This window comes from Streptomyces sp. NPDC004752 (assembly GCF_053601275.1).
Window position 1 is genome coordinate 63,724 of record NZ_JBSGBN010000026.1, and the last position, 19,462, is coordinate 83,185.

General features: G+C 71.5%; 15 protein-coding genes and 1 pseudogene. 13 read left to right on the forward strand and 3 right to left on the reverse strand.

Annotation, left to right across the window (positions count from 1 at the left end; translation table 11 throughout):
- The first annotated feature begins 1 nt into the window (after nucleotide 1).
- The 6 genes and pseudogenes from ACWEKM_RS13825 to ACWEKM_RS13850 form a co-directional block, all read left to right on the forward strand.
- Complete coding sequence (locus tag ACWEKM_RS13825; RefSeq protein ID WP_451621382.1) at nucleotides 2-931, forward strand: ABC transporter permease; 930 nt, start codon at nucleotides 2-4, stop codon at nucleotides 929-931.
- Entirely contained in the window at nucleotides 932-1,732 is an 801-nt protein-coding gene (locus ACWEKM_RS13830) for an ABC transporter permease (protein ID WP_451621383.1), read from the forward strand.
- A 68-nt stretch (nucleotides 1,733-1,800) separates the two neighbouring features.
- Complete coding sequence (locus ACWEKM_RS13835; protein WP_451621384.1) at nucleotides 1,801-3,228, forward strand: NAD(P)/FAD-dependent oxidoreductase; 1,428 nt, start codon at nucleotides 1,801-1,803, stop codon at nucleotides 3,226-3,228.
- 518 nt (nucleotides 3,229-3,746) lie between these two features.
- A complete protein-coding gene (locus ACWEKM_RS13840) occupies nucleotides 3,747-4,199 on the forward strand; it encodes a hypothetical protein (RefSeq protein ID WP_451621385.1) in 453 nt (150 codons plus the stop codon).
- 105 nt (nucleotides 4,200-4,304) lie between these two features.
- Nucleotides 4,305-4,556 carry a hypothetical protein gene (locus ACWEKM_RS13845; protein WP_451621386.1) on the forward strand — a complete coding sequence of 84 codons (252 nt, stop codon included), beginning with the start codon at nucleotides 4,305-4,307 and terminating at the stop codon, nucleotides 4,554-4,556.
- Nucleotides 4,538-4,724: pseudogene (locus ACWEKM_RS13850) on the forward strand (hypothetical protein); the annotation flags it as partial. The gene ACWEKM_RS13845 and the pseudogene ACWEKM_RS13850, both read left to right, overlap by 19 nt.
- On the opposite strand, the gene ACWEKM_RS13855 reads toward ACWEKM_RS13850, so the two are convergent.
- The gene (locus tag ACWEKM_RS13855; RefSeq protein WP_451621387.1) at nucleotides 4,666-5,271 is read right to left on the reverse strand and encodes a phosphatase PAP2 family protein; all 606 of its coding nucleotides are present in this window, start codon (nucleotides 5,269-5,271) and stop codon (nucleotides 4,666-4,668) included. The pseudogene ACWEKM_RS13850 and the gene ACWEKM_RS13855 overlap by 59 nt on opposite strands.
- Nucleotides 5,272-5,767: 496 nt before the next feature.
- Nucleotides 5,768-7,102, reverse strand: coding sequence for a 4-aminobutyrate--2-oxoglutarate transaminase (gene gabT / locus ACWEKM_RS13860; protein WP_451621388.1), 1,335 nt, complete (start codon nucleotides 7,100-7,102; stop codon nucleotides 5,768-5,770).
- A 280-nt stretch (nucleotides 7,103-7,382) separates the two neighbouring features.
- Between gabT and ACWEKM_RS13865 the strand changes: the two genes are divergently transcribed.
- The 4 genes from ACWEKM_RS13865 to ACWEKM_RS13880 all read left to right on the forward strand — a co-directional run bounded on the left by ACWEKM_RS13865 (nucleotide 7,383) and on the right by ACWEKM_RS13880 (nucleotide 15,662).
- Entirely contained in the window at nucleotides 7,383-9,551 is a 2,169-nt protein-coding gene (locus ACWEKM_RS13865; RefSeq protein ID WP_451621389.1) for an ATP-binding protein, read from the forward strand.
- A 303-nt stretch (nucleotides 9,552-9,854) separates the two neighbouring features.
- Entirely contained in the window at nucleotides 9,855-11,516 is a 1,662-nt protein-coding gene (locus ACWEKM_RS13870) for a PucR family transcriptional regulator (RefSeq protein ID WP_451621390.1), read from the forward strand.
- A gap of 413 nt (nucleotides 11,517-11,929) precedes the next feature.
- On the forward strand, nucleotides 11,930-13,375 hold the full coding sequence (locus tag ACWEKM_RS13875) for an aldehyde dehydrogenase family protein (protein ID WP_451621391.1): 1,446 nt from the start codon (nucleotides 11,930-11,932) through the stop codon (nucleotides 13,373-13,375).
- A 355-nt stretch (nucleotides 13,376-13,730) separates the two neighbouring features.
- Nucleotides 13,731-15,662, forward strand: coding sequence for an acyl-CoA dehydrogenase family protein (locus ACWEKM_RS13880; RefSeq protein WP_451621392.1), 1,932 nt, complete (start codon nucleotides 13,731-13,733; stop codon nucleotides 15,660-15,662).
- A 127-nt stretch (nucleotides 15,663-15,789) separates the two neighbouring features.
- On the opposite strand, the gene ACWEKM_RS13885 is transcribed toward ACWEKM_RS13880, so the two are convergent.
- Nucleotides 15,790-16,242, reverse strand: coding sequence for a lamin tail domain-containing protein (locus ACWEKM_RS13885; protein ID WP_451621393.1), 453 nt, complete (start codon nucleotides 16,240-16,242; stop codon nucleotides 15,790-15,792).
- A 166-nt stretch (nucleotides 16,243-16,408) separates the two neighbouring features.
- Between ACWEKM_RS13885 and dxr the strand changes: the two genes are divergently transcribed.
- The 3 genes from dxr to ACWEKM_RS13900 form a co-directional block, all read left to right on the forward strand.
- Nucleotides 16,409-17,680, forward strand: coding sequence for a 1-deoxy-D-xylulose-5-phosphate reductoisomerase (gene dxr, locus ACWEKM_RS13890; protein WP_451621394.1), 1,272 nt, complete (start codon nucleotides 16,409-16,411; stop codon nucleotides 17,678-17,680).
- An 8-nt stretch (nucleotides 17,681-17,688) separates the two neighbouring features.
- The gene (locus ACWEKM_RS13895; RefSeq protein ID WP_451621399.1) at nucleotides 17,689-18,981 is read left to right on the forward strand and encodes a M50 family metallopeptidase; all 1,293 of its coding nucleotides are present in this window, start codon (nucleotides 17,689-17,691) and stop codon (nucleotides 18,979-18,981) included.
- 167 nt (nucleotides 18,982-19,148) lie between these two features.
- A partial coding sequence (locus ACWEKM_RS13900) for a flavodoxin-dependent (E)-4-hydroxy-3-methylbut-2-enyl-diphosphate synthase (protein WP_451621395.1) occupies nucleotides 19,149-19,462 on the forward strand: 314 nt, incomplete at its 3' end.

Here is a 19,462-nt window from a genome sequence, read left to right on the forward strand (position 1 = left end):
GATGTCGACGCTCACCGAGGCGCCGCCGCCTCTCAGCTCCACCGCGACCGAGCGGAAGGCCCCGCGCAAGCGCGGTCGCTGGACGCCGTACTGGCTGCTGCTGCCCGGCATGCTCTGGCTCGTGATCTTCTTCGCGCTGCCCATGCTCTACCAGGCGTCCACGTCCGTGCAGACGGGTTCCCTGGAGCAGGGCTACAAGGTCACCTGGCACTTCGTCACCTACTGGGACGCGCTCAGCGAGTACTGGCCGCAGTTTCTGCGCTCGGTCCTCTACGCCGCCGCGGCGACCGTCCTGTGCCTGCTGCTCGGCTACCCGCTGGCCTATCTGATCGCCTTCCGCGCGGGCCGCTGGCGGAACCTGATCATGATCCTGGTGATCGCGCCGTTCTTCACCAGCTTCCTGATCCGCACGCTCGCCTGGAAGACGATCCTCGCGGACAACGGACCGGTCGTCGGCGCGCTCAACTCGCTGCACCTCCTGGACGTCACCAACTGGCTCGGCTGGACCGCGGGCGACCGGGTCCTGGCCACACCGCTGGCCGTGGTGTGCGGTCTGACGTACAACTTCCTGCCGTTCATGGTCCTGCCGCTGTACACATCGCTGGAACGCATCGACGGGCGGCTGCACGAGGCGGCCGGCGACCTGTACGCCAGGCCCTTCACCACCTTCCGCAAGGTGACCTTCCCGCTGTCCATGCCGGGCGTGGTCTCCGGCACCCTGCTGACCTTCATCCCGGCGACCGGCGACTACGTCAACGCCGAACTCCTCGGTTCCACCGACACCCGCATGATCGGCAACGTCATCCAGACCCAGTTCCTGCGGATCCTCGACTATCCGACGGCGGCCGCGCTCTCCTTCATCCTGATGGCCGCGATCCTTTTCATGGTCACCTTCTACATCCGCAGGTCCGGGACGGAGGATCTGGTCTAAATGCCCTTCGTCAACTGGCTCAAGCGCCATCTCGTCGTCATCGGGGGCTTGCTGACCCTCGGTTATCTGCTGCTGCCGAACGTCGTCGTCACGGTGTTCTCGTTCAACAAACCCAACGGGCGCTTCAACTATGAGTGGCAGCAGTTCTCCACGGACGCCTGGAAGGACCCGTGCGGCGTCGCCGACATGTGCGGCTCACTCTCCCTCAGTCTTCGGATCGCCGTGTGGGCGACGGTCGGCGCCACCGTGCTCGGCACAATGATCGCCTTCGCGCTGGTCCGCTACCGCTTCCGCGCGCGGGGCACCGTCAGCTCGCTGATCTTCCTGCCGATGGCCATGCCCGAGGTCGTCATGGCCGCCTCGCTGCTCACCCTCTTCCTCAACATGGGTGCCCAGCTGGGGTTCTGGACGATCCTGATCGCCCACATCATGTTCTGCCTCAGTTTCGTCGTCACCGCGGTCAAGGCCCGGGTGATGTCGATGGACCCGCGTCTGGAGGAGGCCGCCCGCGATCTGTACGCGGGGCCGGTGCAGACCTTCGTCCGGGTCACGCTGCCCATCGCGGCCCCCGGAATCGCCGCGGGCGCGCTGCTGTCTTTCGCGCTCTCCTTCGACGATTTCATCATCACCAATTTCAACGCGGGCTCGACGGTCACCTTCCCCATGTTCGTGTGGGGCTCGGCGCAGCGCGGAACGCCCGTTCAGATCAATGTCATCGGTACGTCCATGTTCCTGATCGCCGTACTGTTCGTGCTGGCTTCCATGGTCATAGGCAACCGTCGCAACAGACAGAAGGCATGAGCCTTCGCGAGACAGAAGGCATGCGCCTTCGTGGAACACCCGCAAAACCCGCGTAGGGAGTTGAAATCATGGCCCCTGGCGCCATGAACCGTACTCACACCTGGACCGCGTCCCTTGCCGAGGCCCAGCCGGTCCCGTACTGGCGGGAAGACCCCGGCAGGCCCCGTCCCGAGCCCGCCCTCACCGGCACCGAGACCTGCGACCTGCTGGTCGTCGGCGGCGGCTACAGCGGTCTGTGGACCGCGCTCATCGCCAAGGAACGCGACCCGGACCGGGACGTGGTGCTGGTGGAGGGCCACGAGGTGGGCTGGGCCGCCTCGGGCCGCAACGGCGGCTTCTGCGCCGCCTCCCTCACCCACGGGCTGAGCAACGGCCTGACCCGCTGGCCGGACGAGATCCACCGGCTGGAGGAGCTGGGCGCCCGCAACCTCGACGAGATCGAGAAGGCGGTCGCCCGCTACTCCCTGGACTGCGAGTTCGAGCGCACCGGCGAGATCGACGTCGCCACCGAGCCCTATCAGGCCGAGGAACTGCGCGACTGGCACCGGGAACTGGGCGAGCAGGGCCTCGCCGACGGCGTCGAGTTCCTGGACGCCGACGCGGTCCGGGAGCAGGTCGACTCGCCGACCTTCCGGGCGGGCCTGTGGGACCGCCGGGGCGTGGCCATGCTGCACCCCGCCAAGCTGGCCTGGGGCCTCAAGCGTGCCTGTCTGGGGCTCGGGGTGCGGGTGTACGAGCACACGCCCGCGCTGACCCTGCGGCCGCACCACGCCGGGATGGCGGTGCGCACCCCGTACGGCGCGATCCGCGCCCGTCATGTCGCGCTCGGCACCAATGTCTTCCCGAGCCTGGTCCGGCGGGTGCGTGCCTACACCGTCCCGGTCTACGACTACGCCCTGATGACCGAGCCGCTGACGCCCGGGCAACTGGCGTCGATCGGCTGGCGGGGCCGGCAGGGCCTCGCGGACAGCGCCAACCAATTCCACTACTTCCGGCTGTCCTCGGACAACCGGATCCTGTGGGGCGGTTACGACGCGATCTACCCGTACGGCGGCCGGGTGCGCGCCGAGTACGACCATCGCCCGGAGACGTACGCCAAGCTGGCCGGGCACTTCTTCACCTGCTTCCCGCAGTTGGAGGGCGTCCGCTTCACACACGCGTGGGGCGGCGCGATCGACACCTGCTCGCGCTTCTCGGCGTTCTTCGGCACCGCCCACCAGGGGAAGGTGGCGTACGCGGCGGGCTACACCGGTCTCGGCGTCGGCGCCACCCGGTTCGGCGCCGATGTGATGCTGGACCTGCTGGCCGGGGAGCGCACGGAGCGCACCGCGCTGGAGATGGTCCGCACGAAGCCGATGCCCTTCCCGCCCGAGCCGTTCGCCTGGACCGGCATCGCCTTCACCAAGTGGTCGCTGGCCCGCGCGGACAGCCATGACGGGCGCCGCAACCTGTGGCTGCGCACGATGGACCGGCTGGGGCTGGGCTTCGACACGTGAGCGCTCCGCTGGGTTGGGCGTGAATGTGGTGCGTGGTCGGTTGGCTGCGGGGGTGTGGGGGCTGGCCGTGGTGCGTGGTCGGTTGGCTGCGGGGGTGTGGGGGCTGGCCGTGGTGCGTTGTCGGTTGGCTGCGGGGGTGTGGGGGCTGGCCGTGGTGCGTTGTCGGTTGGCTGCGGGGGTGTGGGGGCTGGCCGTGGTGCGTGGTCGGTTGGCTGCGGGGGTGTGGGGGCCGGCCGTGATGCGTTGTCGGTTGGCTGCGGCCGTGTGGGGGTTGATCGCGCAGTTCCCCGCGCCCCTATGGGGCGCTTTGCTGGGGCGCATGTCGAAATGGTCCCGCGGCCCCTGTGGGGCGTTCCAATGGGGCGCATGTCGAAACGGTCCTGCGCTCCTTCGGGGTGTTGTTGGGTGTGATTCAGTTCACCCGGACTGGGGTGGGCAACCCGCGTAATGCTCGGTGGAGACCTCTCTCTCCCCTGTGGCGCCATCGGCGTTCACGACAGAGAGAGGGAGGTCTCGTGATGACTGAGGCGAAGACGGCCGTCGAATGGCTGGCATCCGTGGCACCGGACCCCGAGTCCTGCCGCTGGGAATGGGAGCGCGACCCCCACGGGGTCGCGCTGCTGCCCGCCGGCCGGGCCTGGGACGTGCTCATCCTGCCGGGCGGACTCGGCTACCCGACGCTCGACGTGCTCACCCGTGTCCTCGATCAACCCGGCCCGGTGCTGGTCGACTTCGGGGACAACCGGGTGGGCTTCTTCGTGCCGCCGGGCACCGCCGCGCGTTGGCTCGGCACCGGCATCCGCACGGCCGGGCAGGGCACCTGGATCGTCGTGCCGTACCCCGGCCGGGCAACCCGCGCGGTGCGCTGGCTGGTGGTTCCGGACGGCTCCGGCACGCTCACCGACCCGGCGCTGCTGGAACTGGCGATGCACGAGGCGGCGGCCCGGACGGCGGTGGAGCGCGACGGGTAGCCGGCGGTTCGGCCCCGGTTGACCGTCGGAGGTCTTGACCACAGGCTCGATCTGGCTCAAGTTGGCGCGCTCCACCCTCCAATTCCCCCATCTCCGGAGGCACTTGTGGACCGTTCCCAGCGCACCGGATACCTCCTCGCCGCGCTCACGGCTGCCCTGTCGGCCGTACCCGGAATCACCGTGCTCCCGTCGGCCGCCCGTGCGGCCGACGTGGACCTCGCCCGCGACGCCGTGCCCGAGGCGCAGTACACCCTGCCCGGCTACGTCCGCGGCCCCTACGTCTACCTCGGCGGCACCGGCACCGGCCTCGGCGCCGATACCGCGCAGCCGTCCGCCGCAAGATCCCCGATCGCCTGACCAAGAAGGCGAACTGCGGTTCCTACGCCGCCCACGGCACCTGGCCCGCACTGCGCGGCCCGATGACGTGGTCCATCACACGACGTGGTCCGTCAGATGACGTGGTCCGTCAGCGCGGACCCGTTCGGGAATCGGGAGTTCCAGAGGAACGTCGACTCCTGCTTCGGCCGGTCGGCCCGCCGTCCCGGCGGGCGAGCGGCCACAGCGCGCACAGCAGCACCGCGCCCAGGCACCAGGCGGCCAGCACGTCCAGCGGCCAGTGGTAGCCGCGCCGCACCAGACCGAAGCCGACGGCGAGGTTCACGGCGGCGCAGCCGAGAACCAGGGCGCGCCGGGCACGGGCACCGTTCAGCAGGGGCAGCAGGAGCAGCGTCGCGGCACCGTAGGCGACGGTGGCGGTGGCGGTGTGGCCCGACGGGTAGTAGCCGAGCCCCGGCGGTACGGCCGGGGTACCGGGGCGGGCGGTCCAGTCCTTCAGCGGCACGACGAACGCCGGCACCAGGGCCATCAGCACGGCCGCCGCGGCGGGCCCCGCCCACCAGCGCAGCGCGCCCGCCCGGCGGGCCCGCCAGGACACCAGCACGAGGACGGCCACGAGCACCGGGATCGCGACCTGGACATTGCCGAGATCGGAGAGAAGTTCGGAGAACCGGTCCGGGTGCCGCAGGGTCCGGCCCAGCCGCTCGTCCACGCGCACCAGCGGGCCGTCGGCCACGACCTGCCAGGTGATCAGGGCGAGGAGCAGGGCCGGGAGGCCCGGGAGAAGGAGGAGGAAGGAGGTCGGCCGCCCCGGAACAGGGGGGGTAGTTCCGAGGCGGCCGTCCGGATCGGAACGCCGCGCGCCCCGGGGGGTTTGGGGCGAGCGACCGTCCGATCGGTGAGGAGAACCGGGGTCAAAGACCCCGGGTGCGTGCGCGAGGGCACGACCAGACCGGAGCTGGGGAGGCCCCGGCCTGAGTTCGCCCACAGTCCCCTGTGGGCGGGGTGTATCTCTCATCTGGTGAAAACCTACGGCAGCCGGTGGCCCTGAGACAGCCGGAACGGCATCCCGACATCCACCTCGCACACCTTCTTCACACGGCCTGACGGCGGCCGCCCCGGCCCCGGCACCGCAGCGGGTGACAGGGACGGGGCGGATGGGGCGCATGTGCCGGGCATCCCCTGTGTGAGCTGGGCGTTCGCCGTGTGGATCAGCTGCGCTGCCGACCGGATCAGAGCTGCGTGAAGGTCTGTTCGATGATGTCGAGACCCTCGCTCAGCAGGTCCTCGCCGATCACCAGCGGGGGCAGGAAGCGCAGCACGTTGCCGTAGGTGCCACAGGTCAGGACCAGCAGGCCCTCCTGGTGGCAGGCCCGGGCGAGCGCGGCGGTCGCCTCCGGGTTCGGCTCCTTGGTGGCGCGGTCCTTGACCAGCTCGATGGCGATCATGGCGCCGCGACCGCGGATGTCGCCGATGATGTCGAACTTCTCGGCCATGGCGGCCAGCCGACCCTTCATGATCGACTCGATGTTCTTCGCCCTGGCGTTGAGGTCCAGCTCCTTCATGGTCTCGATGGCGCCGAGCGCGCCGGCGCAGGCGACCGGGTTGCCGCCGTAGGTGCCGCCCAGGCCGCCCGCGTGCGCGGCGTCCATGATCTCGGCGCGGCCGGTGACGGCGGCCAGCGGGAGGCCGCCCGCGATGCCCTTGGCGGTGGTGATCAGGTCGGGCACGATGCCCTCGTCCTCGCAGGCGAACCACTGGCCGGTGCGGCAGAACCCGGACTGGATCTCGTCGGCGACGAAGACGATGCCGTTGTCGGCGGCGAACTGGCGGATCGCGGGCAGGAAGCCCTTCGCCGGCTCGATGAAGCCGCCCTCGCCGAGCACCGGCTCGATGATGATCGCGGCGATGTTGTCCGCGCCGACCTGCTTGGACATCTGGTCCACGGCCGCCTTGGCCGCCTCGGAGCCCGCGTTCTCGGGGCCGGTCGGCCAGCGGTAGGCGTAGGCGACCGGGACGCGGTAGACCTCGGGGGCGAACGGGCCGAAGCCGTGCTTGTACGGCATGTTCTTCGCGGTCAGCGCCATGGTCAGGTTGGTCCGGCCGTGGTAGCCGTGGTCGAACACGACGACCGCCTGGCGCTTGGTGTACGCACGCGCGATCTTGACCGCGTTCTCGACGGCCTCGGCACCGCTGTTGAACAGCGCGGACTTCTTGGCGTGGTCACCCGGGGTCAGCTCGGCCAGCGCCTCGGCGACGGCCACGTACCCCTCGTACGGGGTGACCATGAAACAGGTGTGGGTGAAGTCGGCCAGCTGGGCGGAGGCGCGGCGCACGACGGCCTCGGCGGAGGCGCCGACCGAGGTCACGGCGATGCCGGAAGCGAAGTCGATGAGGCTGTTGCCGTCGACGTCCTCGATGACGCCGCCGCCCGCGCGGGTGACGAACACCGGCAGCGTGGAGCCCACGCCCTGGGCGACCACGGCGGTACGGCGGGCCTGCAGCTCCTGCGACTTCGGGCCGGGGATGGCGGTGACGACGCGACGCTCCTGCGGAAGTGCGGACATGAGGGCTCCCTGATGATCTTGCGTACCGGGCGGTTTCCCGGGCGGTGCCGGGCGGTGCGTTCGCGGACGCATGCCTTCTTTCTTCGCAGGCTAGGGCCGAGGCGGGACGGTGGGCATGCTCCATGTGGGCGTTGTCGCGGGGCGCGGTTGTCCGCCTTGGACATACCGAGCCGGCCCGGAGGTCGGCGGGCTCGGCCGCGTAAGCGGTGAACTCCCCTTGCGGGCGCGTTAGATTGACTCGCTGATGGTGGTCGGAACGGCTGGTCAGGGGGCAAGGGCGATGGACAGCGACGGGACGCAGGACGCGCGGGGCACACAGGCGAATCCCGTGCCGCGTCCGGCGGTGCCGCAGGACGGTTCCCCGGTGCCGCAGGACGGTTCCTCGGTGTCACGGGAGGGCCCCGCGCTGCCACCGCGCCCCGCGCTGCCGCCGGGGGTGCCGCCGCTGCCGGACGGCTCGGCGTTCCTGACCTGGCTGCGCGCGCCCCGCCCCGACGCGGCACCCGGCGTCTGGCGCTTCGGACACCGGCCGCGCCCGGCGGAGGAGCCCGAGCAGACCCCGGCCCGCCAGCTGCTGAGCGGAGCGGTGATCGCGTTCCTGGTCGGCTGGCTCGTCTGGTCGCTGCTGTGGAACGGCTACCTAGGCGGCTGGTGGGTGCTGCCGCTCGAACTGTTCACCCCGGGCTCCTGGCGGCACAGCGACAACCGCGTCGGGAACGCGATCCTCTGGTACGGCTACTACACCCTGATCGCTCTCGCCATCATGCTCGTCGTCGGCAGGCTCGGCCGCTGGGGCGAGGTCTGGCGGCGCTACGGCCCGCCCGCCTGGAGCCAGGCCATGCCGGTCACCGAGCGCCCGCCCGCCCCCGAGGAGGACCCCGCGCAGTGGCCCCAGTTGCGGGCCGCCGGGGCGGTGGACGCCGCGGAGCGGCTCGGCGCGGAGGCCCGGACCGGGCTGATGCGGGACGTCGACCTGGCCCGGATCGCCCGCGCCTGGCAGGGCGTGCGCGGCGGCGTGCACAGCCTGGCCGCCTTCTCGTCCGCCGTGGTCGAGCACGGCGCCGCCGCCTGCCCGCACCCGTCCGGCGCGCGCGATCTGCCGGGGCGGCAGGCGCGGCACGATCTGATCACCGGGCAGGTGCGGCTCGGTACGACCGCCGACGATCCGCGCAACCCGTACCAGTACCGCGGCAGCGGTCTCGCCCTCGCGCCCGATCTGCTGGGCACCTCACTGCTGGCCGTGGGCCCGGCCGGGGCCGGCAAGACCGGCGGCATCGTGCGGCCGCTCGCCGAGTCACTGTGCCTACAGGCGCTGGCCGGCCGCGCCTGCGTCGTGGTGGTCGGCGCGGCGGGCGCCGGACTCGGCCCGGCCGACGCCTACGACGTCGTCGTACGGATCGCCCACCCCGACTCGGTCTACGACCTGGATCTGTACGGCGGCACCACCGACCCGGACGAGGCCGCGGCCGTACTCGCCGAGGCCCTCGTCGGCGACCTCGCCGACCCGCAGCCCGGCAGCGACAGCCGCCGCTCCACCACCGTCCTCGCCCAGCTGCTCGGCCCGTTCCGGGCGGTGCACGGCCGCTTCCCCTCCGTGCCGGAGCTGCGCCGGCTGCTCGACGGCACGCCGGGGCCGCTGGCCGCGCTGCGCAAGGCGGTGCAGGAGACCGGGCAGGAGTCGCTGCTGCGTGAACTCGACGCGCGGGAGCGGCAGTTGGGGCACCCCGGGGACGTGGGCGCGGTGCTCGCCGACCGGATCGCGCTGCTCGACCGGCCCGCCTTCGCCGGGTTCTTCGACACCTCGGGCCAGTCACGGCCGTTCTCGCTCAAGGCCCTCGACCATCCCGTGCGGGTCCGTATCGACCTGCCCGAGCGCGGCCACGCGGACGCCTCACGGATTCTGGCCCGGCTGGTGCTCGCCCAGTTCACGGCGAGCGTCGCGGTACGGGAGGACCGGTCGCTGTTCGCCTGTCTGGTCCTGGACGACGCGACGGGCGCGGTGACCCCGGAGTCGGTGCGCGGCATCCAGCGGCTGCGGTCGGGCAACGCCGGAGCCGTGCTCACCCTGCGCACCCTGGACGATGTGCCCCGGCCGCTGCGCGGTCCGCTGCTCGGGGCCGTGGGTTGCCGGATGGCGCTGTCCGGGCTGACGCCGTGGGACGGGCAGGACTTCGCCGAGGTGTGGGGCAAGGAGTGGACCGAGGCCCGGGACGTGACCGACCGGCAGATCATCGCCGAGACCCCGGCGGGCAAGGCCGTGCACATGGTGCGCCGGGTGATCACCGGCAAGGCGCCGACCGCGCGGGCCGTCACCGTCCGGCAGGTCGAGCGGGAGCGCTGGTCCGCCTCGGAGCTGGCGCACGCGTTGCCGCCGGGGCACGCGGTGCTGTCCCTGACGACGGTGCGGGGCGAGCATGCCCCGCCGTTGCTGGTGGACCTCCGCGGCTGAGGCTGCTGGGCGTCGGAGCAGGACCTCGGCGAAGGCGGGCCCGTCGAGCAGCGGGACCCGGGGTCGAGGATCGGGGGTCGGGGCCGGGGGCCTGACTCGGGGAGTCGGCGTCGGGAGTCGGGAGAGGACGATCGGCCGGTGCGTCCATCGGATCACCGGTCGACCGTACGGTCAGGCAGAATCGGCATAGGCTGTTCATACGCGGCGGCCAAAAGATCACGGCCAAAAGATCACCGTGATCACCCGATCTCCGCTTGATCATCCGATCCCACCCGACCTGATCCCACCCGACCTGAAGGCCCCATGCCCCCGACGCTCGCCTCGCTCGTCCATCACTCCGCGCTCAAGCTGGCCGTGCGCGCGGGCGAGGACCGCCTCGACGTGCCCGTCCGCTGGGCGCATGTGAGCGAGCTGGCCGACCCCGTGCCGTACATGGAGGGCGGGGAACTGCTGCTGATCACCGCGCTGAAGCTGGACGCGGAGGATCCTGAGGCGATGCGCCGCTATGTGCGTCGGCTGGTGGGCGCCGGGGTCGTCGGGCTCGGCTTCGCCGTCGGCGTCAACTACGAGGAGACCCCCAAGGCCCTCGTCGAGGCGGCCGAACAGGAGGGGCTGCCGCTGCTGGAGGTGCCGCGCCGCACCCCGTTCCTCGCGATCAGCAAGGCGGTGTCCGCCGCGATCGCCGCCGACCAGTACCGGGCGGTGACCGCCGGGTTCGCCGCCCAGCGGGAACTGACCCGGCAGGCCCTGAACGCCGGCCCCGAGGGGCTGCTCGCCGCGCTCGCCGCGCAGGTCGACGGCTGGGCCGCGCTGTACGACGCCGCGGGCGCGCTGGTCGCCACCGCGCCCGAGTGGGCGGGCCGCCGGGCCGCCCGGCTCACCCCGGACGTGGAGCGGCTGCGGGACCGGCCCGCGCCCGCCTCGTCGGTGGTCGGCGGGCCGGAGAACGAGGACCGGGTCGAACTGCACACGCTGGGCACCGGGCGGCGCCCGCGGGGCGCCCTGGCCGTGGGCACCGCGGCTCCCCTCGGCACCGCCGAGCGGTACGCGGTGCACTCCGCCATCGCCCTGCTCACCCTGACCACCGAGCGCTCCAGGTCGCTGCACGCGGCGGAGCAGCGGATCGGCGCGGCCGTGCTGCGCATGCTGCTCGCCGGGCAGCCGGACCACGCCCGGGCCGTCGCCGGGGACCTGTACGGCGGGCTCCTCGACGCGCCGTTCCGGCTGATCGTCGCCGAGCCGGTCTCCGGCACGGCCGCGCGGGCGCACGCCGAGGGGCACGCGCGCCTACCCCTGGCCAAGCCGGGCTCGGTCGCCGCGCTCGCCGCCGTGGACGCGGGCGGCGACCGGCTGGGCGGGCTCGTGGACTCCATGGAGTCGGCCGCCGCGCGCGCCGGGGAGGCTGTGCTGGTGGTGCCCGAGGGGGAGCGGCTGGTGGTGCTCGCCGCCGACGGGGGTGCCGCGGCGGCGGCCGGCATACGGTACGCGATGGCCCTGGAGGCGGCGCGTGCCGTGCCCGAGCAGGCCGCCGTGGAGGAGAGCGAACTGGTCGTGGGCCTGTCGGCGCCCGCCGGGCCGATCGCGGCCGCCGCCGCCTACAAGCAGGCCGAGCAGTCGCTGTCGGTGGCGCGGCGGCGCGGCCGGGTGCTGGTGGAGCACGACCAGCTGACCTCGGGATCCGTGCTGACGCTGCTCGCGGACGACGCGGTGAAGGCGTTCGCGGACGGGCTGCTGCGCCCGCTGTACGAGCACGACGCGACCGGCCGGGGCGATCTGGTGGCCTCGCTGCGGGCGTGGCTGTCGCGGCACGGGCAGTGGGACGCGGCGGCGGCCGACCTGGGCGTGCACCGGCACACGCTGCGATACCGGATGCGGCGGGTCGAGGAGATCCTCGGGCGGTCCCTGGACGATCCGGACGTCCGCATGGAACTGTGGCTGGCCCTGAAGGCGACGGCGCCCGACTAGGCACTCCGCCGGAAATGCCGCGATGTCTGGAAATGCCGCGATATGCCGTCGGTGGTCTGCGGCACCGTCGTGGCTGGTCGCACAGTTCCCCGCGCCCCTTCAGGGCGCTGCAGCCCGCACACCGCCGCAGACGACCGACCGCGCAACGCGCCCCCACCGACCAAGCACCCGACATCAGCGCAGACGCCGGCGGGCCCGGCCGACCGACCCGTACGACGAAGCCCCGCACGACGAAGCCCTGTACGACAGACCCCGTACGACAGGCCCCGTACGACAGAGCCTCGTACGACAAAGCGTAGAAACCCGCGCCCGTACTGCTACGACTCGGACAAGCGACCTTGGCCCGTCCTCGTCCTACGGTGGTCCGCGACAGCCAAGAACATCCCCAACGCGGAAGGGCCGGGACTCTCAAGATGACTTCCACCCACGCCTTCTGGCTCGCCGGCCGCCAGGCCACCGGCGAGGACACCCTCGACGTCACCTCCCCGTGGGACGGCCGGCTGGTCGGCACGGTCAGCGTGCCGACGGACGCCCAGGTCGAGGAGGCCGTGGCCGCCGCGTACGCCGTGCGGGACGAGTTCGCCGCCACCCCGGCCCACGTCCGTGCGGCCGCCCTCGACCACGTCAGCAAGCGCCTGGTCGAGCGCACCGAGGAGATCGCCCAACTGATCTCCGCCGAGAACGGCAAGCCGATCAAGTGGGCGCGCGGCGAGGTCGGCCGGGCCGTGTCCGTGTTCCGGATCGCCGCCGAGGAGGCCCGCCGGTTCAACGCCGGTGAGGCCCAGCGGCTCGACACGGACGCCGGCGGCCAGGGCCGGCTGGCGCTCACCCGGCGCTTCCCGAAGGGCGTCGTGCTCGGCATCGCGCCGTTCAACTTCCCGCTGAACCTGTGCGCCCACAAGGTCGCCCCGGCGATCGCCGCCGGTGCGCCGATCATCCTCAAGCCCGCACCCGCGACCCCGCTGTCCGCACTGGTCATCGGCGAGCTGCTGGCCGAGACCGAGCTGCCCGCGGGCTCCTGGAGCGTCCTGCCGGTCAGCAACGACCGGATGCCCGCCCTGGTGCAGGACGAGCGGCTGCCGGTCATCTCCTTCACCGGTTCCGAGAAGGTCGGCTACGCGATCATGGACTCGGTGCCGCGCAAGCACTGCACGCTGGAGCTGGGCGGCAACGGCGCGGCGGTGGTGCTCGCCGACTACGCGAGCGACGCCGACCTCGACTGGGCCGCGAACCGCATCGCGACCTTCTCCAACTACCAGGGCGGCCAGTCCTGCATCTCCGTGCAGCGGGTGATCGCGGACGCCACCGTGTACGAGCGGCTGCTGCCGCGCATCGTCGCCGCCGTCGAGGCCCAGGTCACCGGCGACCCCTCGGACGACCGGACCGATGTTGGCCCGCTGGTCAGCGAGGACGCGGCCAAGCGCGTCGAGACGTGGGTGGACGAGGCGGTCACGGCCGGTGCGCGGCTGCTGACCGGCGGCAAGCGTGACGGCGCCGCGTACGCGCCGACCGTCCTGACCGACGTGCCCGCCGGTGCGACGATCGCCTGCGAGGAGGTCTTCGGCCCGGTCCTCACCGTGCAGAAGGTGACGGGGGAGAGCACGGCGTTCGCGGCGGCCAACGACTCCAAGTACGGCCTCCAGACGGGCGTGTTCACCCACGACGTACAGGTCGCCTTCCGTGCCCACCGCGCGCTGGAGGTCGGCGGCGTCGTCATCGGCGACGTCCCCTCCTACCGCGCCGACCAGATGCCCTACGGCGGCGCCAAGCAGTCGGGCGTCGGCCGCGAGGGCGTGCGGTACGCGATGGACGACTACACCTACGAGCGGGTGCTGGTCCTCACCGGGCTCGCCCTCTGACCCTCGCCACCCACTGGCTCAGGGGAACCGTTTTCACGAACGGTCGCGCATGACGCGCGACCGTCGTCCCCGAAGGGGCCCGGCACCGATCTTGCCTTCCGGTGCCGGGCCCCTTCCCCGTGCCAGGAACCGTCCCCTTCCCTGTGCCAGAACCGTCCCCCGGACGGCGTAATGACGTGACACCGGTCAACCGTGCCCGCGCCTTGGGGCCGGGCCACGGGCCGGGCGGCCCGCCGGATGCCCGAGGGGTGCGCGAGGACTGGTGGGCGCGGCCCGTTTCGGGTACCAACGAGCCAGTAGCACTGGTCGGTAACGAACGGTCCGCACCATCCCTCTTCGTGGCGAGGTGAGCCTCATGTCCGCCCCCACCACCAAGCGCCCGGTCACCGAGCGCGAGGCCCGCCAGGTCGCGGAGGCCGCCCGGGAACAGGACTGGCGCAAGCCCAGCTTCGCCAAGGAACTGTTCCTCGGCCGCCTCCGCCTCGACCTCATCCACCCCCACCCCCTCCCGGCCGAAGACGACGTCCAGCGCGGCGAGGAGTTCCTCGCCAAGCTCCGCGACTTCTGCGAGACGAAGATCGACTCGGCCCGTATCGAGCGCGAGGCGCAGATACCCGACGAGGTCGTCGACGGCCTCAAGGAGCTGGGCGCCCTCGGCATGAAGATCGACACCAAGTACGGCGGCCTCGGCCTCACCCAGGTCTACTACAACAAGGCCCTCGCCCTGGTCGGCTCGGCCAGCCCGGCGATCGGCGCCCTGCTCTCCGCCCACCAGTCCATCGGCGTACCGCAGCCGCTGAAACTCTTCGGCACCCAGGAGCAGAAGGACACCTTCCTGCCCCGCTGCGCCCGCACCGACATCTCGGCGTTCCTGCTGACCGAGCCGGACGTCGGCTCCGACCCCGCCCGCCTGGCCACCTCCGCCGTTCCGGACGGGGGAGATTACGTCCTCGACGGGGTGAAGCTGTGGACCACCAACGGCGTGGTCGCCGACCTCCTCGTCGTCATGGCCCGGGTGCCGAAGTCCGAGGGGCACAAGGGCGGCATCACGGCCTTCGTGGTCGAGGCGTCCTCCGAGGGTGTCACCGTCGAGAACCGCAACGCCTTCATGGGGCTGCGCGGCATCGAGAACGGCGTCACCCGCTTCCACCGGGTGCGGGTCCCGGCCACCCACCGGATCGGCCCGGAGGGCGCCGGCCTGAAGATCGCGCTGACCACCCTGAACACCGGCCGGCTGTCACTGCCCGCGATGTGCGTCGGCGCCGGCAAGTGGTGCCTGAAGATCGCGCGCGAGTGGTCGGCGGCCCGGGAGCAGTGGGGCAGGCCGGTCGCGCTGCACGAGGCGGTCGGCTCGAAGATCAGCTTCATCGCCGCGACGACCTTCGCCCTGGAGGCCGTTCTCGACCTGTCCTCGCAGATGGCCGACGAGAACCGCAACGACATCCGTATCGAGGCCGCCCTCGCCAAGCTGTACGGCTCCGAGATGGCCTGGCGGATGGCCGACGAACTGGTCCAGATCCGCGGCGGCCGCGGCTTCGAGACGGCCGCCTCGCTGAAGGCCCGCGGCGAACGGGCGGTCCCCGCCGAACAACTGCTGCGCGACCTGCGCATCAACCGGATCTTCGAGGGCTCCACCGAGATCATGCACCTGCTGATCGCGCGCGAGGCCGTCGACGCCCACCTCGCGGTCGCCGGTGACCTCATCGACCCCGACAAGACCCTGCCGGACAAGGCGAAGGCGGGCGCGAACGCGGGCGTCTTCTACGCCAAGTGGCTGCCCCGGCTGGTCGCCGGCCCCGGGCAACTACCCTCCTCATACGGCGAGTTCAAGCACGAGGTGGACCTCTCCGGGCATCTGCGCTACGTCGAGCGGCACGCCCGCAAGCTGGCCCGCTCCACCTTCTACGCCATGTCCCGCTGGCAGGGCCGGATGGAGACCAAGCAGGGCTTCCTCGGCCGGATCGTGGACATCGGCGCGGAGCTGTTCGCGATGAGCGCGGCCTGCGTCCGGGCCGAACTGCTGCGCGGCCGGGGCGAGAACGGGCGCGAGGCGTATCAGCTCGCCGACGCCTTCTGCCGGCAGTCCCGCATCCGGGTCGACGAGCTGTTCGGCCGACTGTGGGCCAACACCGACGATCTCGACCGCAAGGTCGTCAAGGGGGTCCTCGGCGGCGTCTACACGTGGCTGGAGCAGGGGGTCGTCGACCCGTCCGGCGACGGTCCGTGGATCGCCGACGCGACCCCCGGCCCCAGCGCCCGGCAGAACGTGCACCGGCCCATCAGATGACGGCCGGTACGACCGTCGGGTGACGGTCGGCCGACCGGGGCCGGGTGACGACCGGTATGTCCGTCGGTTGACGACCGGTACGACTGTCGGGTGCTGACCGGCACCGCCCGCCTGGTGCCGGTGCCGGTCAGCACCACTTGTCGCTCGGATCCCGCGTCGTCCAGGAGCAGGAGTCGACCTTCGCGCCGCTCGCCTTGGTGAGGGTCGCGGTGTCGCTGGTGTTGTTCCACACGTACGCGCGGCGGTTCTGGTACGTGTGCGAGGCGGTGTCCGAGCCCTTGCCCGTGTGCACCTTCACGGTCTTGCCCGCGCCGATCCGGAGGTTCGGGAAGACGTACTTGTGGTTGGCGGCGTCCTTCAGTACCCAGCCCTTGAGGGACACCGCCGAACGGCTGGTGTTCTTGAGCTGCACCCACTCGCCGTTCAGGCTCGCGTTGGACCCGTTGTCCGAGCCCGGGCTGTCGAACCAGACGTGGTGGATCGTCACACCGCCGGCCGCCTGGGCCGGGGTGCTGAGCAGGGTGCCGGTGAGCAGCGCGGCGCCCGCGAGGGCGGCGGGCAGGGTGGCGCGAACACGCATGAGAGATCCCCCCGGGGAAGTCGTCGAGGACAGCAGTGTTATCACATGATCTTCACGGCTGCTTCACAAAGGGGGATTTCGGTCCCTTCTCCGTCAAGCCCAGACATGGCACCCGCCCGGGGGACGCGCTGTCCTTCCGGGCGCCACATGCGGCAACAATGGGGGGATGACCGACAGTCCCGCCAGTCCGGCGCCCCTCGCCGACCCGCACCTCGTCTACGACCCCCTCGCGGCAGACGGCCCGAAGGACGTGGTGATCCTCGGCTCCACCGGGTCCATCGGCACCCAGGCCATCGACCTCGTGCTGCACCACCCCGACCGCTTCCGGGTCACCGCCCTGTCCGCCAACGGCGGCCGGGTGTCCCTCCTGGCCGAGCAGGCCCACCGGCTCCGGGTCACGACCGTCGCGGTGGCCCGCGAGGAGGTCGTACCGGCGCTGCGCGAGGCGCTCACCGCGCAGTACGGCACGAGAGAGCCGATCCCCGAGATCCTCGCCGGACCCGACGCCGCCACCCAGGTCGCCGCCTCCGACTGCCACACGGTCCTCAACGGCATCACCGGCTCCATCGGCCTCGCCCCCACCCTCGCCGCCCTGGAGGCCGGCCGCACCCTCGCGCTCGCCAACAAGGAGTCGCTCATCGTCGGCGGCCCGCTGGTCAAGGCGCTCGCCAAGCCGGGGCAGATCATCCCCGTCGACTCGGAGCATGCGGCACTCTTCCAGGCGCTCGCCGCCGGCACCCGCGCCGACGTGCGCAAACTCGTCGTCACGGCGTCCGGCGGCCCGTTCCGCGGCCGGACCAAGGCCGAACTGGCGGGCGTCACCGTAGAGGACGCCCTCGCCCACCCCACCTGGGCCATGGGCCCGGTGATCACGATCAACTCCGCGACCCTGGTCAACAAGGGCCTGGAGGTCATCGAGGCACACCTGCTGTACGACATTTCCTTCGACCGCATTGAGGTCGTCGTGCACCCGCAGTCGTATGTCCACTCGATGGTTGAGTTCACCGACGGATCCACCCTCGCCCAGGCGACGCCCCCCGATATGCGCGGGCCCATCGCCATCGGTCTGGGCTGGCCCGAACGCGTTCCGGACGCCGCCCCCGCCTTCGACTGGAGCAAGGCAGCGAGCTGGGAGTTCTTCCCGCTCGACAACGAGGCGTTCCCGTCGGTGAACCTCGCCCGGCACGTGGGGCGGCTCGCGGGCACCGCCCCGGCGGTGTTCAACGCGGCCAACGAGGAGTGTGTCGAGGCGTTCCGTGGCGGCGCACTGCCCTTCAACGGGATCATGGAGACCGTCACCCGGGTGGTGGAGGAGCACGGCACCCCGAACAAGGGAACCTCGCTCACGGTGTCGGACGTCCTCGAAGCGGAGACGTGGGCACGGTCCCGGGCCCGGGAACTGACCGCACATAAGGCAACCGCGGAGGCGCGTGCATGACAGCCTTGATGATGATCCTCGGCATAGTCGTCTTCGTGGTCGGCCTGCTGGTCTCGATCGCCTGGCACGAGCTGGGGCACCTGTCCACCGCCAAGCTGTTCGGCATCCGCGTACCCCAGTACATGGTCGGCTTCGGTCCGACCATCTGGTCCCGGCACAAGGGCGAGACCGAGTACGGGATCAAGGCCATCCCGTTCGGCGGCTACATCCGCATGATCGGCATGTTCCCGCCCGGCGAGGACGGCCGGATCAGCGCGCGCTCCACCTCGCCGTGGCGCGGCATGATCGAGGACGCCCGCTCGGCCGCCTTCGAGGAACTCCAACCCGGCGACGAGAGCCGCCTCTTCTACACCCGCAAGCCGTGGAAGCGGGTCGTCGTGATGTTCGCGGGCCCCTTCATGAACCTCGTCCTGGCGGTCGCCCTGTTCCTCACCGTCCTGATGGGCTTCGGCATCTCGCAGCAGACGACGAGCGTCAGCTCGGTCTCGCAGTGCGTCATCGCGCAGAGCGAGAACCGGGACAGCTGCAAATCGGGCGACGCCGCGTCCCCCGCCGCCGCCGCGGGCCTGAAAGCCGGCGACAAGATCGTCTCCTTCGACGGGGTCAGGACCGAGAGCTGGAACCAGCTCTCCGACCTCATCCGCGCCACGCCCGGCAAGAAGGTGCCGATCGTCGTCGACCGCAAGGGCGAGCAGCTGACCCTGCACGCGACGATCGCCACCAACCAGGTCGCCGAGAAGGACTCCAGCGGCCAGATCGTCCAGGGCCAGTACGTCACCGCCGGCTTCCTCGGCTTCAGCGCCGCCACCGGCATCGTCCACCAGGACTTCGGCGACTCCGTGACCTGGATGGGCGACCGGCTCGGCGAGGCCGCCCACTCCATCGCGAGCCTGCCCGGCAAGATCCCGGCCCTGTGGAACGCGGCCTTCGACGGGGCACCGCGCCAGCCCGACTCGCCCATGGGCGTGGTCGGCGCGGCACGCGTCGGCGGCGAGATCTTCACCCTCGACATCCCGCCCACCCAGCAGCTCGCGATGGCCCTGATGCTGGTCGCGGGCTTCAACCTCTCCCTGTTCCTGTTCAACATGCTCCCGCTGCTCCCGCTCGACGGCGGACACATCGCGGGCGCCCTGTGGGAGGCCCTGCGCCGCAACCTCGCCAAGATCCTCCGCCGCCCCGACCCGGGACCGTTCGACGTGGCGAAGCTGATGCCGGTGGCCTATGTGGTGGCCGGGGTGTTCATCTGCTTCACCCTCCTGGTCCTCGTCGCCGATGTCGTTAACCCGGTCAAAATCTCCTAGCCATGCACCGTTGTCGACGGCCCGGGGCGCTCGGTCCCGGGCCGTGTTCCATCGGGTGGGTTTACCGGAGGGATGTGCTGGCGTCGGCGGCCGTGGCGTAATCTCGGTGCCTGGAGCCCGCCGTTCCGGGACCGGATCCTGATCCACGACTTGGGGTTGCACAGCAGATGACTGCGATTTCTCTCGGCATGCCGTCCGTTCCGACCAAGCTCGCCGAGCGCCGCCGGAGTCGGCAGATCCAGGTCGGTTCTGTGGTGGTGGGCGGGGACGCGCCGGTGTCGGTGCAGTCGATGACGACGACCCGTACGTCGGATGTGGGTGCGACGTTGCAGCAGATCGCCGAGCTGACGGCGTCGGGCTGTCAGATCGTGCGGGTGGCGTGTCCTACGCAGGATGATGCGGATGCGCTGGCGACGATCGCGCGTAAGTCGCAGATTCCGGTGATCGCGGATATTCACTTCCAGCCGAAGTATGTGTTTGC

Coding starts and splice junctions, on each gene's coding strand:
- ACWEKM_RS13825 (WP_451621382.1), top strand. CDS start 2: ATGTCGACGCTCACCGAGGCGCCGCCGCCTCTCAGCTCCACCGCGACC.
- ACWEKM_RS13830 (WP_451621383.1), top strand. CDS start 932: ATGCCCTTCGTCAACTGGCTCAAGCGCCATCTCGTCGTCATCGGGGGC.
- ACWEKM_RS13835 (WP_451621384.1), top strand. CDS start 1,801: ATGGCCCCTGGCGCCATGAACCGTACTCACACCTGGACCGCGTCCCTT.
- ACWEKM_RS13840 (WP_451621385.1), top strand. CDS start 3,747: ATGACTGAGGCGAAGACGGCCGTCGAATGGCTGGCATCCGTGGCACCG.
- gabT (WP_451621388.1), bottom strand. CDS start 7,102: ATGTCCGCACTTCCGCAGGAGCGTCGCGTCGTCACCGCCATCCCCGGC.
- ACWEKM_RS13865 (WP_451621389.1), top strand. CDS start 7,383: ATGGACAGCGACGGGACGCAGGACGCGCGGGGCACACAGGCGAATCCC.
- ACWEKM_RS13870 (WP_451621390.1), top strand. CDS start 9,855: ATGCCCCCGACGCTCGCCTCGCTCGTCCATCACTCCGCGCTCAAGCTG.
- ACWEKM_RS13875 (WP_451621391.1), top strand. CDS start 11,930: ATGACTTCCACCCACGCCTTCTGGCTCGCCGGCCGCCAGGCCACCGGC.
- ACWEKM_RS13880 (WP_451621392.1), top strand. CDS start 13,731: ATGTCCGCCCCCACCACCAAGCGCCCGGTCACCGAGCGCGAGGCCCGC.
- ACWEKM_RS13885 (WP_451621393.1), bottom strand. CDS start 16,242: ATGCGTGTTCGCGCCACCCTGCCCGCCGCCCTCGCGGGCGCCGCGCTG.
- dxr (WP_451621394.1), top strand. CDS start 16,409: ATGACCGACAGTCCCGCCAGTCCGGCGCCCCTCGCCGACCCGCACCTC.
- ACWEKM_RS13895 (WP_451621399.1), top strand. CDS start 17,689: ATGATGATCCTCGGCATAGTCGTCTTCGTGGTCGGCCTGCTGGTCTCG.